Here is a 15288-nt window from a genome sequence, read left to right on the forward strand (position 1 = left end):
ATGTCCGATCCCCGTCCCTCGACGCTGCGCACCGACACGATGCCCGCGTGGACCCAGCACCGCTACGGCGAGGCCGACGCCATCGCCCGGGAGACGGTCGACGTCCCCGCACCCGGACGCGGCGAGGCCCTGCTGAAGCTTCGCGCGACCGGCCTCAACAACGGCGACATCCGCGTCATGCGGGGTGAGCCGCTCCTCGTGCGTCTCGCGTTCGGCCTGCGCCGGCCGCGTCAGCCGGTGCGGGGGATGGATGCCGCGGCAACCGTGGTCGCGATCGGCGACGGCGTGACGCAGGTGGCCGTCGGCGATGAGGTCGTGGGGGAGCTGCCCGGCGGCGGCGGGCTCGCACGCTACGCGCTGTCACCGGCCGCTCGGCTCGTGCCCCGCCCTCCCGCTCTCGACGCCGTCGTCGCGGCGGCACTCCCGATCGCGGGCGGGACCGCGTGGCAGGCGCTCGAGCGCGGCGGCGCGGCATCCGGTCATCGCGTTCTGGTGATCGGCGCCTCGGGCGGCGTCGGCACGTTCACCGTGCAGCTCGCGGTCCTGCGCGGCGCCGAGGTCTGGGCGCTGTGCGGTGAGCAGAACCGTGACCTCGTCGAAGGGCTGGGCGCGACGCGCACCTTGGACTATCGCCGTGTGCAGCCCGGTTCGCCGGAGCTCGAGGACGGCTCGTTCGACGTGGTCGTCGACATCGCCGGCACCGCGCCGCTGCGTGTGCTGCAGCGCCTCGTGCGCGACGGCGGCCGGGTCGTGCTCGTGTCGGGGGAGGGCGGTCGCCTGCTGGGACCGATGGGGCGGATCCTGGGCGCCTCCCTGCGCTCGATCGGCTCGCGACGGCCGCTTCGCCCGCTCGCGGCGACCGCGAAGCCCGACGTGCTCGCGGAGCTCATCGCCCTCGCCGCGGCCGGGTCGCTGCGCCCCGTCATCGAGCGGACGTTCCCGTTCGACGCCGCGCCCGCCGCGCTCGCCCACGTCGCCGCCGGGCACACGGTCGGGAAGGTCGTGGTGACGGCGGCCTGAGGCTGCCGCCGGGCCCACGCCCGGAGGCTCCGCAGCTGCGTGGAAACGGCGCGGGGACCTGCTCCCAGGGCGCGCACAACCTTCGTGAGAGAATGGTCGCGGCGTGCCCGGTTGTCCCCTTCCGTCGCGGTTCCTGAGCGAGCGCAGCGAGTCGAAGGGCCGCCGGGCCCCTGGACAGCGTCCGCCGCCCCTCGTACAGGAGCAAGATGTCCACGCAGAACACCGCGCCCGCCACCTCGACCAGTTCGGCGACCGAAGGTGCGACCGAGACCGCCGTCGCCGCGGGTCGCATCCAGCAGGTGCGCCGCTACCTGATGTGCCGCCCCGAGCACTTCATCGTGAGCTACCGGATCAACCCGTGGATGGAGCCGGCGAACCCGACCGACACGGCTCTCGCCGTCCGTCAGTGGCAGGCGCTGTACGACACCTACATCGCACTCGGCCACGAGGTGCACCTCATCGACCCCATCGATGGCCTGCCCGACATGGTGTACACCGCCAACGGCGGCTTCGTCATCGACAACGTCGCCTACGGCGCGAAGTTCCGGTTCCAGGAGCGTGTGCCCGAGGGCCCGGCCTTCATGGACTGGTTCCGCGCGAACGGCTTCGAGGTCGCCGAGCCCGTCGAGGTCAACGAGGGCGAAGGCGACTTCCTCCTGGTCGGAGACACGATCCTCGCCGGCACCGGCTTCCGCTCGACGGGTGACAGCCACCGCGAACTGGCCGACGTGTTCGGCAAGGAGGTCGTCAGCCTCAACCTCGTCGACCCGCGGTTCTACCACCTCGACACCGCCATCTCGGTGCTCGATCCGGTCGAAGGCACGGGCGGCGTCGAGAAGGCCAACATCGCCTACCTCGAGCAGGCGTTCGATGAGCGCAGCCAGGCGATCCTCGCCGAGCGCTACCCCGACGCGATCCGCGTCGCCGACGCCGATGGCGCCGTGTTCGGGCTCAACTCGGCCAGCGACGGGCTCAACGTCATCATCTCGCCGCGTGCGAAGGGCTTCGAGGCGCAGCTGCGCGAGCGCGGCTACAACCCGGTGCTCGTCGATCTGTCCGAGCTGCTGCTCGGCGGCGGCGGCATCAAGTGCTGCACGCTCGAGCTGCGGCGCTGACGGCGGGAAAGAGGAGCACCATGACCGCCACTTCGCCCTCCGTCGACGCGGCGATGAGCCAGATCATCGCCGCCGAAGAGGAGCACGTCGCGCACAACTACCACCCGCTGCCCGTGGTGATCTCCCGCGGGGAGGGCGCGTGGGTGACCGATGTCGAAGGCAAGCGCTACCTGGACCTGCTGTCGGCCTACTCGGCGCTCAACTTCGGTCACGGGCATCCGGCGCTGCTCGCCGCGGCGCAGGAGCAGCTGAACCGCCTCACGCTCACCAGCCGCGCGTATCACAACGATCGCCTGGGGCCGTTCGCGGCCGCACTCGCCGCGCTGTGCGGCAAGGATCTCGTGCTGCCCATGAACACGGGCGCAGAGGCGGTCGAGACCGGCATCAAGGTCGCACGTGCGTGGGGCTATCGCGTGAAGGGCGTGGCGCCGGATGCCGCGCGCATCGTCGTCGCCCACGGCAACTTCCACGGCCGCACGACCACGATCGTGGGCTTCAGCGACGACCCGCAGGCGCGGGCCGACTTCGGGCCGTTCACGCCGGGCTTCGTGTCGGTGCCCTTCGGCGACGCCGCCGTCATCGACGCGGCGATCACCGCCGACACGGTCGCCGTGCTCATCGAGCCGATCCAGGGCGAGGCGGGCGTCGTGGTGCCGCCCGAGGGATACCTCCGGGCGGTGCGCGAGATCTGCACACGCCGCGGCGTGCTGCTCATCGCCGACGAGATCCAGTCGGGCCTCGGCCGTGTCGGCGAGACGTTCGCGTGCGACCGCGAAGGCGTCGTGCCCGACGTGTACCTGCTCGGCAAGGCGCTGGGCGGCGGCATCCTTCCCGTCTCAGCGGTCGTCGCCGATCGCGATGTCCTCGGCGTGATCCACCCGGGCGAGCACGGCTCGACCTTCGGCGGGAACCCGCTCGCCGCGGCGGTGGGTCTCCGTGTCGTCGAGATGCTGCAGACCGGCGAGTTCCAGCGGCGCGCCAAGCTCTTGGGCGAGCACCTCGAGTCCAAGCTGCAGGCGCTCATCGGCCATGGCGTGACGGAGATCCGCGTCGCGGGGCTCTGGGCGGGTGTCGACATCGATCCTGCCGTCGGCACCGGCCGCGAGATCGCCGAACGGCTCATCGGCCGCGGAGTGCTCGTCAAGGACACGCACGGCCAGACCATCCGCATCGCACCGCCGCTCGTCATCCGCGGCACCGAGCTGGACTGGGCGGTCGAGCAGCTGCGCGTGGTGCTCTCCGCCTGAACCGGGTCGGCCCCGGCCGTCAGTCGAAGACCGACACCGTGCGCCAGTGCCAGCCGGTGGCCCCGTCCGGGGCGGGCGGCGCCGTCTTCTCGGTCTGCACCTCTCCGGCCTTGCTCGTCGCGCGGCATTCGATGACGTGGTCACCCGTCGTCGCCGTCCAGGGGAAGCTCCACTGCACCCACGTGTCGTCCGAGATGGCCGTCGCGAGGGCAGCCGGCATCCACTCGCCCTCGTCGATGCGCACCTCGACGCCCTCGACGCCCACCTGCTGCTGCCACGCCACGCCCGCGACGACCACTTCCCCGGCCTTCAGGCCCTGGCCGCGACGCGGCACGTCGATGCGCGACTGCAGCTTGATCGGTCCGCGCTCCGACCATCCGCGCGTCGTCCAGTACGCGGTCGCGCGGTCGAAGCGCGTGACCTCGAGATCGACGACCCACTTCGTCGCCGACACGTAGCCGTACAGCCCCGGCACCACCATGCGCACCGGGAAGCCGTGCTCCGTCGGCAGCGGGGCGTCGTTCATGCCGACGGCGAGGATCGCGTTGCGTTCGTCGGTGAGGGCGTCCAGCGGGGTGGATGCCGTGAACCCGTCGATCGAGCGAGACAGCACCATGTCGGCGTCCGCCGTGGGGCGGGCACGTGCCAGCAGCTCGCGGAGCGGGTAGCCCAGCCACCGCGCGTTGCCGATCAGGGTGCCGCCGACCTCGTTCGACACGCAGGCGAGCGTTGTGAACGACTCCTCGAGGGGCAGCGCCAGCAGCTCGTCCCACGTCAGCTCGAACTCGTTCGCCACCATGCCGTGCACGCGCAGGCGCCAGTCCGCGGGGTCGACCTCGGGCACGATGAGGGCGGTGTCGATGCGGTAGAACCGGTCGTTGGGCGTGACGACATCGGCGAGGCCGGCGATGTCGAGCTCCGCGCCGGCGGGGACGGCGGATGCCGCGACCGCCGGCTGCGGCAGCCTCACCGCCCGCCGGACGGCGGCGACCGTCGCCGACGTCGCACCTCGCACGCCGACCACTGTCGCGAGGATGCCGGCTGCCGCTGCGGCACCCGCCCACGCGAAGAACGCGCGCCGGCTGGGCGGCGAGGCGGCGGGCACGTCCGAGGCGGGAGCGGCAATGGGCGCTGCGGGTTCGGCCGGTGCGGGCCCGGCCGGTGCAGGCTCGGCCGGTGCCGGGTCGGCCGGTGCAGGGTCGGCCGGTGCTGGCCCGGCCGGTGAGGGGTCGGCCGGTGCTGGCCCGGCCGGCGCCGGCTGGAGCAGCCGGATCAGCAGCCAGAGCGCAACGGCGCCCACCGCACCTGCGACGAGTGCCGGCAGCCAGGCGAGTGCGCCGGCGCCGGGTCGCGTCGCCGCGACGATCGCGCCGGTGATGCCGAACGCGGCGATCACGACGACGCCCCACGGCGGACGGCGTGCCTGCAGCCAGCCGGCGAGCGCGGCGAGGACCAGCATCGCGAGGGCGATGCCGACCACGAGCGCGATCTTGTCGGCCGTGCCGAACAGGGCGATCGCGGTGTCTTTCGCCCACGGCGGCGCGAGGTCGATGAGGGCGGCGCCGATCGCGGCCACGGGGCTGGACGAGGGGCTGACGACGATGGCCGTCAACTCGCCGAGCCCCGCCCCGAGCAGCACGGCAGCCACGCCCGCGACCCACGTCAGCGGGGCCGGGGCGCGTCCCGCCGGTCGGGTCGCTGCCATGGTGCCAGCGTATGGTTCGTGAGCGTCCGCAGGGCGGTGTCCGGGATTACGGGGTTCTTACGGCGCACCGGTCCGCGGCGCGGTGCAGCGTGCCGTGAGCGGGATGGGCGCCGGTTCGCGGGTGTCGTCCCGCCGCCGGCGCTCGCGCTCACGGTGCTGCCGGCATCCGTCGAAACACCGCGGCAACACGGCCCGCATTAGGCTGTCCGGATGGGTGATCTGTTCGACGGCTACGGGTCCACGCTCGCGCCGCGCAAGACGCCCTCGGGGGTTCCCGCGTTCGACGAGATGTTCGGAAACCCGGCGCACCCGGGTGCGCCGGCCGAGTCGCGCGAGGCCTATCGAGAGCTCTACCAGGCGCTCGCGCAGATGACTCAGGAGGAGCTGCGCGGGCGCACCGATTCGCTCGCGAGCTCGTATCTCGCGCAGGGCGTGACGTTCGACTTCGCGGGCGAGGAGCGTCCCTTCCCGCTGGATGCCGTGCCCCGCGTGATCACGTTCGACGAGTGGTCGCGCATCGAGGCCGGTGTGAAGCAGCGCGTGCGCGCGCTCGAGGCCTTCCTCGACGACGCCTACGGGCATCAGTACTGCGTGCGCGACGAGGTGCTGCCCGCCGGGCTGATCGCGAGCTCGCAGTACTTCTACCGCCAGGCCGCCGGCATCCACTCCGCCAACGGCGTGCGCATCCAGGTGTCGGGCATCGATCTCATCCGCGACGAGCACGGCGAGATGCGCGTGCTCGAAGACAACGTGCGCGTGCCGTCGGGCGTCAGCTACGTCATCTCGAACCGGCGTGTCATGGCGCAGACCCTTCCCGAGCTCTTCGTCTCGATGCGGGTGCGCCCGGTCGGCGACTACCCGAACAAGCTGCTCGCGGCGCTGCGCGCCTCGGCGCCCGCCGGCATCGAGGACCCGAACGTCGTCGTGCTCACGCCCGGCGTCTACAACTCCGCCTACTTCGAGCACACGCTGCTCGCGCGACTCATGGGCGTCGAGCTCGTCGAGGGCCGCGACCTGCTGTGCATCGGCGGCAAGGTGTTCATGCGCACCACCCGCGGCCCCAAGCGCGTCGACGTGATCTATCGACGTGTCGACGACGAGTTCCTCGATCCGCTGCAGTTCCGCGCCGACTCGATGCTCGGCGCACCGGGACTCATGCTGGCGGCGCGGCTCGGCAACGTCACCATCGCGAACGCGGTGGGAAACGGCGTCGCCGACGACAAGCTGCTGTACACGTACGTGCCCGACCTCATCCGCTACTACCTGGCGGAGGAGCCGATCCTCAAGAACGTCGACACGTGGCGGCTCGAAGACCCGAACGCCCTCGAAGAGGTGCTCGACCGGCTCGACGAGCTGGTGGTGAAGCCGGTCGACGGCTCGGGCGGCAAGGGGCTGGTCGTCGGACCGGATGCCTCGCCCGCCGAGCTCGAGAAGCTCCGGCACAGCCTGCGCGCCGACCCCCGCGGCTGGATCGCTCAGCCCGTGGTCATGTTGTCGACGATCCCCACCCTCGTGGAGGACGGCATGCGACCGCGCCACGCCGACCTGCGGCCCTTCGCGGTCAACGACGGAGAAGACGTCTGGGTGCTCCCCGGAGGCCTGACCCGCGTCGCCCTGCCGGAAGGTCAGCTCGTCGTCAATTCCAGCCAGGGCGGCGGCTCGAAGGACACGTGGATCGTCGGCGGCTCCGCGCCCGGAAAGGTCGAGTACGGCCACGGCCGCGGCATGCCCGAGCTCGTCGCCGACCAGGCGTCGACGGTGACCGCCGCGGTGCCGATCATCTACGACGCCCAGACCGAGCCCACCCACTCGCCGCACGACCGGCCCCGCTCCCGCGTCGAGCAGCAGGAGCAGCAGCAACAGCAACAGCAGCGGCAGGCCGCGGTCGAGGGCGTTTCGTCTCGCATCGCCCGCTCAGCGACCGGGATTCCGGTCGTCGAGCGAGGGAGCGCCGGCGACCGGGACGAAACGCGTCGAGCTTCCGAGGACACGACATGCTGAGTCGCATCGCGGAGAGCCTGTTCTGGATCGGGCGGTACATCGAGCGCAGCGACGGCACGGCGCGCATCCTCGACGTGCACCTGCAGCTGCTGCTCGAAGACCCCTGGATCGACGAGGACACCGCCTGCCGGTCGCTGCTCAGCGTCATGGGCTCCGCCCCGCCGCCGGGAGTGGAGCACGTCCGCCGCGAAGACGTGCTGGCCCGCCTCGCGGTCGATCGCATGAACCCCTCGAGCATCGCCTACGCCCTCACGGCTGCGCGCGAGAATGCCCGCCGCGCGCGGGAGATCGTCTCGACGGAGCTGTGGGAGACGCTCAACACGACGAATGCACGGATGCCGCGGCGCCTGCAGAACGACCGCGTGCACGAGTTCTTCCAGTGGGTGCGCGAGCGCGCGGCGCTCGCCGTCGGCATCGTCGACTCGTCCACCAGCCGCGACGAGGCATGGCAGTTCTTCACGCTCGGACGCAGCATCGAGCGCACCGACATGACCGCGCGCCTGCTGGCGACACGGTCGCTGACCGAGGCATCCGGTCCGTCGTGGACGACGATCCTGCGCTCGTGCGGCGCCTACGAGGCCTACCTGCGCACGTACCGCGGCATGCCGAGCGCCGGCAATGCCGCCGAGTTCCTCCTGCTCGACCGGCTCTTCCCGCGCTCGATCATCTACTCGATCCAGCGCGCCGAGGAGTGCATGAGCGCGATCGACCCGCGCGCCGATCGCGTGGGCCACTCCAACACGGTGCTGCGCGCGCTCGGGCAGATCCGCAACGACCTCGAGTACCGGCCGATCTCCGAGATCCTCAGCGAGCTGCCCACGCACATGGACCGCGTGCAGACCGTCACGCGCGAGGCATCCGAAGCGATCCGCGGCCGGTTCTTCCCGACGCAGGCCGAGCCCAGCTGGATCGGAGAGATCTCATGAAACGCCTGCGCATCGAGCACCAGACCGGGTTCAGCTATCTGGGCGACGTGACGGCCTCGTACAACGAGGCGCGCATGCTCCCCGGCTCGACCGACAGCCAGTTCGTGCTGAACTCGTCGCTCGACATCGAGCCGTCGACATCCGTCAACCAGTACGTCGACTACTTCGGCACGCGGGTCGCGGCGTTCGACGTGCTGTCGCCCCACGCGTCGCTCACCATCACCGCGCGCTCGCTGGTCGAGGTGCGTCCGCGACCGCTCGAGCACATCGACCTCACGTGGGACGACCTCGCCCGCGAGTCCGCCCGCTCGATCGAGACCGTCGAGCAGTTGACGCAGACCGGGCGCACCCGCCCGCACGCCGAGGTCGCCGAGCTCGCGCGCGCCATCGCCGCGGAGCACGAGCACCCCGGTCGCGCCGCGCACGCGATCTCGGTCGCGGTGGGCGACGCCGTCGAGTACATGCACGGCATCACCGGCGTGCACTCGACCGCGAGCGAGGCGTGGGAGGCGCGCAAGGGCGTCTGTCAGGACATCGCGCACGTCACCCTCGGGGCGCTCCGCGAGGTCGGCATCCCGGCGCGCTACGTGTCGGGCTACCTGCACCCGCGTCCGTCGGCGGAGGTCGGCGTCGCGGTGACGGGCGAGTCCCACGCCTGGATCGAGTGGTACGCGGGGGAGTGGCAGGGCTTCGACCCCACGAACAACATCGAGATCGGCGACCGGCACGTGCTCGTCGGCCGTGGCCGCGACTACGGCGACGTGCCGCCGCTGCGCGGCGTGTACGCCGGCCCGTTCAAGAGCAACCTGCACGTCAAGGTGACGATCACGCGCGAGGCGTAGCCCCAGCTCGCCGTCCCCGGGCGCTGCCTGCCCCGGCGCGGCGAGGCATAGCCGCGGTTCGCCGTCCCCGGCGCTGCTGGCCGGCGTGGGTCGTCAGGCAGGCGGGTTGTCGGGGTCGAGGGTCTCGAGAGTGTCGGCTTCGACCGGGTTGTCCGCCTCGAGCTGCTCTTCGGTGGTCTCGTCCCCGCCCACCGGGTTCTCGTCGCCGCTGCTCGGCCTCTCGTCGCCCGGGATGCCGTCACGGGGCGTCTCGTCGTCGCTTCGCCGTTCGTCCATGCCGACACGCTAACCCCGACGGATGCCGCGCGCCGGGCCCTTGACATGGCCCTGCTGCGGCCCGCATGTGCGGGGACGGGAGAGATCGGCACGCTGCCGAGGTGGAGGCATTCCTCCGTCCCGGCGTGTGGAACACGGCGGAAGAAGCCTTGACGTTCACGGATGCGGCGTGCCACCGTAGAGCGGTCTACATATGTAGAGCGGTCTACGGATCGCTCCTCGACGGAGAGGAACGACGATGACGTTGTCCGAGAACGACCGACAGCCGCGCCGGATGCGCGGGCGGCGACGTGCGATCGCGGTGCTGCTGGGCGCCACGCTGGTGAGCACGGGGACGGTGATCGCGGTCGCCGCACCGGCCGCCGCGGTGGATTGCAGCACCGTGCCCTGGATGGATAACTCGAAGACCGCGGACGAACGCGCCCAGGCGCTGCTCGACGCGAGCTCGCAGCATCAGAAGTATCGCTGGCTGGTCGAGCAGCCGGCGAACGACCCCGCTCGTACGACGTGGAACCCCGGGTTCACCGGCGAAGAGCCGGTCGTGTACCCCGCACAGGTGGCCTGTACGCCGGTCGTCATCTACGCCAACGGACCGGACGGCGTCTATCAATCGGCGGGGACGACCGCGTGGCCGGGGCCGATCGCGGTCGCCGCGACATGGAACCTCGAGCTCGGCGAGCAGAAGGCGATCGCGCACGGCAGCGAGTCCTTCGACAAGCGCAGCGCGGTCGTCCTCGGACCGGGCATCGCGTCGGGCCGCACACCGCTGTCCGGCCGGGGCTCGGAGTACTTCGGCGAGGATCCGGTGCTCTCCGGTCTCATGGCGGCCGCGAACGTGCGCGGTCTGGAGGACGGGAACCCGGACAAGCCGGTGATCGCGAACCTCAAGCACTACGTGGCGAACGAGCAGGAGCTCGCGCGGCAGTCCAGCTCGTCGAACATCGACGAGCGCACGTTCAAGCAGATCTACGACCTGCCGTACGAGATCGCGGTGCGCAAGAGCGATCCCGGCAGCCTGATGTGCTCGTACAACCAGGTCAACGCGCGTGGGCGTGCGAGAACGAGATCCTCACGACGAGCCTGCGCGAGGACTATCCGTTCCAGGGCTACGTGATGAGCGACTTCGGGTCGGTGCACTCGACCGCTCCGTCGCTGAACGCGGGCCTCGATCAGGAGCTGAACCGGCCGCGCTGGTTCACGCCCGCGCGTCTGGACACCGCGCTCGCCGCGGGTGAGATCACGCAGGAGCGGATCGACGAAGCCGCCTTCCGCGTAGTGCGCTCCTACATCGCAGGAGGCCTGTTCGATCACCCGGTGCCTGCGACACCCGTCGCGAACGTCTCCACGCCGGAGCACAAGGCGCTCGCCCGCGAGATCGCCGAGCAGAGCACGGTGCTGCTCAAGAACGACGGGGTGCTGCCTCTCGCCGAGGGGGAGCTCACCGTCGCCGTCATCGGACAGACGGCGTCGAGCGTCCCCACCGGGGACGTCAGCGCGCAGACCGGCTGCGGCTGGGACTTCCCGTTCGGACCCGGTGGGCCGGTGCTGAACTGCACCGCGCTCGTCGACCCGCTCACCGCTCTCGCCGAGCGCGTGACGCAGGCCGGCGGAGAGGTCGTGTACGACAACGGAGCCGACCTCACGCAGGCCGCGGCGGTGGCATCCGCCGCGGATGTGGCGATCGTGTTCGGCCACTACACCATGGGCGAGAGTCAGGACCTGCCCGACCTCCGGCTGGACGGCAACGGCGATCAGCTGATCGAGGCGGTCGCGGCATCCGCTCCCGCCACGGTGGCAGTGCTCAACGCAGGCTCCGCCGTCGAGATGCCGTGGATCGCCGACGTCGACGCGGTGCTGCACGCATGGCACTCGGGAGAGCAGTTCGGCCCGGCGCTCGCGGCGCTCGTGTACGGCGATGCGAACCCGTCGGGCAAGCTGCCGATGACGTTCCCCGTCTCGCTCGCCGACACGCCGACCGCCGGCTCCGAGGCGCAGTATCCGGGGGTGCTCGACGCGTCCGGCATCCGGCAGGTCGACTACAGCGAGGGGCTGGAGGTCGGCTACCGCTGGTACGAGGCCGAAGGCATCGAGCCGCTGTTCGAGTTCGGGCACGGCCTGAGCTACACCGAGTTCGCCTACGACAAGGTGACGGTGACGCCGAAGTCGACCACCGGAGACAAGGAGATCCGGGTGCGGTTCAAGCTCACCAACACCGGCGATGTGGCCGGCACCGAGGTCGCACAGGTCTACCTCGAGCTGCCGGACGCCTCGGGTGAGCCCTCGAAACGCCTGATCGGCTGGGAGCGGGTGACGCTCGAGCCCGGCGAGCACCGGAACGTGCAGGTGACGCTGTCGGCCGAGGACCTCGCCGACATGCACCTGCTCGAGTACTGGGACACTGCGGCATCGGCCTGGACGACCGCGCCCGGCACCTACACGGTGACGGTCGGCGGGTCGGTCAGCGCCGACGCCGAGGCGTCCTTCTCGGTGAAGTAGCCCATGGCGCCGGATGGGGTGGTGGCGGCGCGTGCCGCCTCATCCGGCGTCGCTGCGCCGGCCGCCACTACCCTCGTGTCATGAGTGTCGAGCGACCGCGTGCGGCGACCATCGAAGACGTCGCGCAGGTGGCCGGAGTGTCGCGGGCGGCGGTGTCGAAGGTGCTGCGCGATGCCTACGGCGTGAGCGACGCCATGCGCGAGCGCGTGACGGCCGCCATGACGCAGCTGAACTATCGCCCGCGGATCGCCGCCCGCGCGATGCGCGGACGCACCTACACGCTGGGCATCGAGCTTCCGGATCTTGCCAACCACTTCTTCGCGCGCATCGCGCGCGGAGCGACCCGCGCTCTCGAGGGAACGCCGTACCAGCTCATCATCGCCCCCGCCGAGGCCGGCTCGCGCGAGGGCCTGCGCGCACTGGAGGCGCTCGTCGACCGCCAGGTCGACGGCGTCATCGCCGTGTCGCCCCGTGTGGACGAGGCGGGCCTCGAGCGCATCTCCGCCTCCGTCCCTGTCGTCATGTTCGGCCGGCACGACACGTCCGACCGCTACGACGTCGTCGCTGGCGACGATGCGTCGGGGGCGAAGGCTGCGATGCGGCACCTGCTCGCGCTGGGGCATCAGCACATCGCTCATCTGACCCTCCAGGAGTCCGGCGCGCACGAGCCGTTCCCGCACGGCGTGCGGCTGCGCGAGTACGAGGCGGAGATGGCGGCCGCGGGGCTCGGCGGGAACGCCGTGGTGTGGCGCACCGACGAGGGCGAGACCCCTTCGTACGGCGTGGTCCGTCGCATACTCGAAGCGGGCACCCCGGTGACCGCCGTGTTCGCCGCCCATGATGAGCTCGCGTTCGGGGCGATGCGCGCCGCCGCGGAGGCGGGGGTGCCTCTCGCCGTGGTCGGCTACGACGACGTGCCGATGGCGTCGCACCCCGCCCTGGGTCTCACGACGGTGCACCAGCCGGGCGAGGCGATGGGCGCGCGAGCGGTGCAGATGCTCCTGGAGCGCTTCGCGGGACGCACGGAGGCTGCGCGCGAGATCTTCGACGTCGAGCTGAAGGTGCGCACCTCCACAGGCGCGCCGCCAGCCTGACGCCGTCGCGTCGCGTCGCGTCGCGTCGCGTCGCGTCGGGCCGGCCGCCGTCGGGCGACGCCAGACGCCATCCTGCCGGTCCGGGACACCGTCACGCGACGGCCGGCGTCGCGGCGCTGTCAGACGCCCGCCACCACCGCGTTGTCGAGCTCGTCGACATCGACGCCGGGCCGTTCGGCCGCGTTCGTGAGCAGCACGTAGGAGACATCCGCGGTGGGGTGCACCCAGAACTCGGTGCCCGCCCATCCGGCATGGCCGAACACGTCGCGATCGATGAGGCCGGGTGCGCGCGTGCGGAGGTTGAACGTGAAGCCCCAGTCCTGCCCGCGCTCGGCGGGGTAGGGCTCGAGCCGCGGGATGTCGCCGGTGAGAGGGCGGCGCATCATCGTGAGCGTGGCCGGCTGCACGATGCCTCCGGCCTCGCCCTGCCCGATGCGCAGCAGCGCCGACCCGACGGCGAGCAGGTCGGCGGCCGTGCCGATCATGCCGGCCCCGGGATTGCGGTGGCTCGCGAATCCGCGCATGTCGAGCCCGAGACGCTCCGCGTCGACCACGGTGTGCGGGTCGACGGAGGGATCCAGCGTGAACCCGTTCGCGCCGAGATCAGGAGCCCACGTCGCGATGTCGGCATCCCAGTCCTGACCGGTCGCGTGCCGTACCAGTTCGGCGATGCCCTGGAACGCCACGGTCGAGTACCGCGAGGCGGCGCCGGCGGCGAAGTCGCGTCCGGGCGCGCGCAGCGCGGCGTGAAGTCCCGCTGCCGGGTCGAGCGTCGGCTCCCGGATGCCGGAGGTGTGGCTCACGAGGTGACGCAGGCGCACCACGTCCTCACGCCCGCTCGCGAACTCGGGAACGGCTGCGGCGAGCGGCGTCTCGGTGGTGAGCAGCCCGCGCTCGATCGCGCGCGCGGCCGTCAGGCCCGTCAGCACCTTCGTGATGGAGAACAGCCAGTACGGGTCGTCTGCCCGTGCCGGCCGGCCGTCGGTGGTCCCGAACGCGTCGAGCGCGACGACCCCGTCCGCTGTCGCGACTCCGAGCACGGCGGTCGGCAGACGCCCCGCCTCGACATGACGCCGCGCCCAGTCGAACGCCGCCCCGTAGCCGCTCACGCGCGCGGCTCGTACCGCTCGGGAGACACGGATGCCGCTACAACGCGCCGCAGATCCTCCAGGGAGGCGTCGGGGCCGAACCAGCCGTGCGCGCGCGCCTGCACGAGGACGTTGCCGAGCGCGGTCGCCTCGACCGGTCCCGCCAGCACGGGAAGCCCCGAGCGGTCGGCGGTCGCCTGGCAGAGCAGCCGGTTGAGCGCTCCGCCGCCGACGACGTGGATGACATCGATGTCGCGGCCGGTGAGCCGGGCGGCGGTGGCGACGGCGTCGGCGAACGCCTGCGCGATGCTCTCCACGATCGTCCGCGCGAACGCCTCCCGGGTCGCCGGCACCGTTGCGCCGGCCTCGTCGAGGACGGCTGCGACGCGGGCGGGCATGTCGCCCGGTGCCGACAGGCGCGGATCGTCGGCGTCGAACAGCGGGATGTCACCGGTGACGGCGGCCGCGGCATCCAGCAATGCCGGAAGATCGACCGTTGCGCCGTCCTCGGCCTCCCACGTGCGGACGGCCTCGCTCAGCAGCCACAGCCCCGTCACGTTGTGCAGGAACCGGACGCGCCCGTCGACGCCGCCCTCGTTCGTGAAGTTCGCCTCGCGGGCGGCGTCGCTCACGACGGGCTCGTCGAGCTCGACGCCGACCAGGCCCCAGGTGCCGCACGAGATGTAGGCGGCGTCAGGGGTGCTGAGCGGCACCGCCACCACCGCGGAAGCCGTGTCGTGCGAGCCGACCGCGATCACCTCGAGAGGTGCGCCGATGCGCTCGCGAGCCTCGCCGTGGAGGGTGCCGAGCACGGCGCCCGGGTCGACGAGCGGCGGCAGGACGGATGCCGGAATGCCGAGTCGTGCCGCGAGCTCGAGATCCCATTCGCCGGTGCGGACATCGACCAGCCCGGTGGTCGAGGCATTCGTGCGCTCGGCCACGCGGGTCCCGGTGAGGAGGAACGCGACGAGGTCGGGGATGAGCAGCGATGCCTCCGCATCGGCCAGCGCGGGCTCCACGGCGTACTGGTACAGCGTGTTGAAGGGGAGGAACTGCAGGCCGTTGCGGCGGTAGAGCTCCTCGAACGGGGCATCGCGGTGGACGATCTCGACCCCGCGGGCGGTGCGCTCGTCGCGGTAGTGGAACGGCTCGCCGAGCAGCTCGTCGCCGTGCACGAGCCCGTAGTCGACCGCCCACGAGTCGATGCCGATGCTCGCGATGCCCGGCTCGCGCCGGAACGCCTCCGCGAGCCCGTCGAGGATGTGGCGGTACAGCGCCGTGAAGTCCCAGTGCAGCCCGCCGTCGGGGCCGGGGACGGGACCGTTCGGGAACCGGGCGACCTGCTCGAGGCGCAGCATCCCGTCGCCCACGTACCCGAGCATGACGCGCCCGCTGGTCGCACCCAGGTCGACGGCCGCGACGATCCCGCCGGTCATGATGGGTCTCCTTGCGTTTCGACTCGCTTCGCTCGCTCAACG

General features: G+C 71.7%; 13 protein-coding genes. 9 read left to right on the top strand and 4 right to left on the bottom strand.

The features are described 5' to 3' along the window. The 3 genes from ACI3KX_RS08840 to rocD all read left to right on the top strand — a co-directional run bounded on the left by ACI3KX_RS08840 (position 1) and on the right by rocD (position 3382). A complete protein-coding gene (locus ACI3KX_RS08840; protein WP_404909444.1) occupies positions 1-1020 on the top strand; it encodes an NAD(P)-dependent alcohol dehydrogenase in 1020 nt (339 codons plus the stop codon). Positions 1021-1226: 206 nt separating this feature from the next. Beyond that, a complete protein-coding gene (ddaH, locus tag ACI3KX_RS08845; protein ID WP_404909445.1) occupies positions 1227-2135 on the top strand; it encodes a dimethylargininase in 909 nt (302 codons plus the stop codon). A 20-nt stretch (positions 2136-2155) separates the two neighbouring features. Next, a complete protein-coding gene (gene rocD, locus ACI3KX_RS08850) occupies positions 2156-3382 on the top strand; it encodes an ornithine--oxo-acid transaminase (RefSeq protein ID WP_349425328.1) in 1227 nt (408 codons plus the stop codon). Positions 3383-3401: 19 nt separating this feature from the next. On the opposite strand, the gene ACI3KX_RS08855 is transcribed toward rocD, so the two are convergent. Then, the gene (locus tag ACI3KX_RS08855; RefSeq protein ID WP_404909446.1) at positions 3402-5087 is read right to left on the bottom strand and encodes a molybdopterin-dependent oxidoreductase; all 1686 of its coding nucleotides are present in this window, start codon (positions 5085-5087) and stop codon (positions 3402-3404) included. A gap of 210 nt (positions 5088-5297) precedes the next feature. Here ACI3KX_RS08855 and ACI3KX_RS08860 point away from each other — a divergent pair, with 210 nt between their 5' ends. Genes ACI3KX_RS08860 through ACI3KX_RS08870 form a run of 3 tightly spaced genes read left to right on the top strand, consistent with a single transcriptional unit; the run spans position 5298 to position 8856 of the window. Further along, positions 5298-7088, top strand: coding sequence for a circularly permuted type 2 ATP-grasp protein (locus ACI3KX_RS08860; protein WP_363355044.1), 1791 nt, complete (start codon positions 5298-5300; stop codon positions 7086-7088). Next, positions 7082-8014: an alpha-E domain-containing protein gene (locus ACI3KX_RS08865; protein WP_363355042.1), complete on the top strand. Its 933-nt coding sequence runs from the start codon at positions 7082-7084 to the stop codon at positions 8012-8014. The genes ACI3KX_RS08860 and ACI3KX_RS08865 overlap by 7 nt, the downstream gene beginning before the upstream one ends. After that, positions 8011-8856 (top strand): transglutaminase family protein, encoded by an 846-nt coding sequence (locus tag ACI3KX_RS08870; protein WP_349425324.1) that lies wholly within the window; start codon positions 8011-8013, stop codon positions 8854-8856. Before ACI3KX_RS08865 ends, ACI3KX_RS08870 begins: the two co-directional genes overlap by 4 nt. A gap of 93 nt (positions 8857-8949) precedes the next feature. Here ACI3KX_RS08870 and ACI3KX_RS08875 read toward each other — a convergent pair whose 3' ends face one another. Continuing rightward, complete coding sequence (locus tag ACI3KX_RS08875) at positions 8950-9132, bottom strand: hypothetical protein (RefSeq protein ID WP_349425323.1); 183 nt, start codon at positions 9130-9132, stop codon at positions 8950-8952. A gap of 238 nt (positions 9133-9370) precedes the next feature. On the opposite strand from ACI3KX_RS08875, the gene ACI3KX_RS08880 reads away from it, so the two are divergent. From ACI3KX_RS08880 to ACI3KX_RS08890, 3 genes are all read left to right on the top strand, one after another. Further along, positions 9371-10246: a glycoside hydrolase family 3 N-terminal domain-containing protein gene (locus ACI3KX_RS08880; RefSeq protein WP_404909447.1), complete on the top strand. Its 876-nt coding sequence runs from the start codon at positions 9371-9373 to the stop codon at positions 10244-10246. Then, positions 10246-11628, top strand: coding sequence for a glycoside hydrolase family 3 C-terminal domain-containing protein (locus tag ACI3KX_RS08885; protein WP_404909448.1), 1383 nt, complete (start codon positions 10246-10248; stop codon positions 11626-11628). The genes ACI3KX_RS08880 and ACI3KX_RS08885 overlap by 1 nt, the downstream gene beginning before the upstream one ends. 80 nt (positions 11629-11708) lie before the next feature. Beyond that, entirely contained in the window at positions 11709-12722 is a 1014-nt protein-coding gene (locus tag ACI3KX_RS08890) for a LacI family DNA-binding transcriptional regulator (RefSeq protein WP_363355037.1), read from the top strand. 119 nt (positions 12723-12841) lie between these two features. On the opposite strand, the gene ACI3KX_RS08895 is transcribed toward ACI3KX_RS08890, so the two are convergent. Next, on the bottom strand, positions 12842-13831 hold the full coding sequence (locus ACI3KX_RS08895) for a serine hydrolase domain-containing protein (protein WP_404909449.1): 990 nt from the start codon (positions 13829-13831) through the stop codon (positions 12842-12844). Beyond that, positions 13828-15246 carry a rhamnulokinase family protein gene (locus tag ACI3KX_RS08900; protein ID WP_404909450.1) on the bottom strand — a complete coding sequence of 473 codons (1419 nt, stop codon included), beginning with the start codon at positions 15244-15246 and terminating at the stop codon, positions 13828-13830. The genes ACI3KX_RS08895 and ACI3KX_RS08900 overlap by 4 nt, the downstream gene beginning before the upstream one ends. Between the last annotated feature and the right edge of the window lie 42 nt (positions 15247-15288).

It is taken from the genome of Microbacterium sp. ZW CA_36, from assembly GCF_044987475.1.
In the GTDB taxonomy this organism is placed as follows: Bacteria; Actinomycetota; Actinomycetes; order Actinomycetales; family Microbacteriaceae; genus Microbacterium.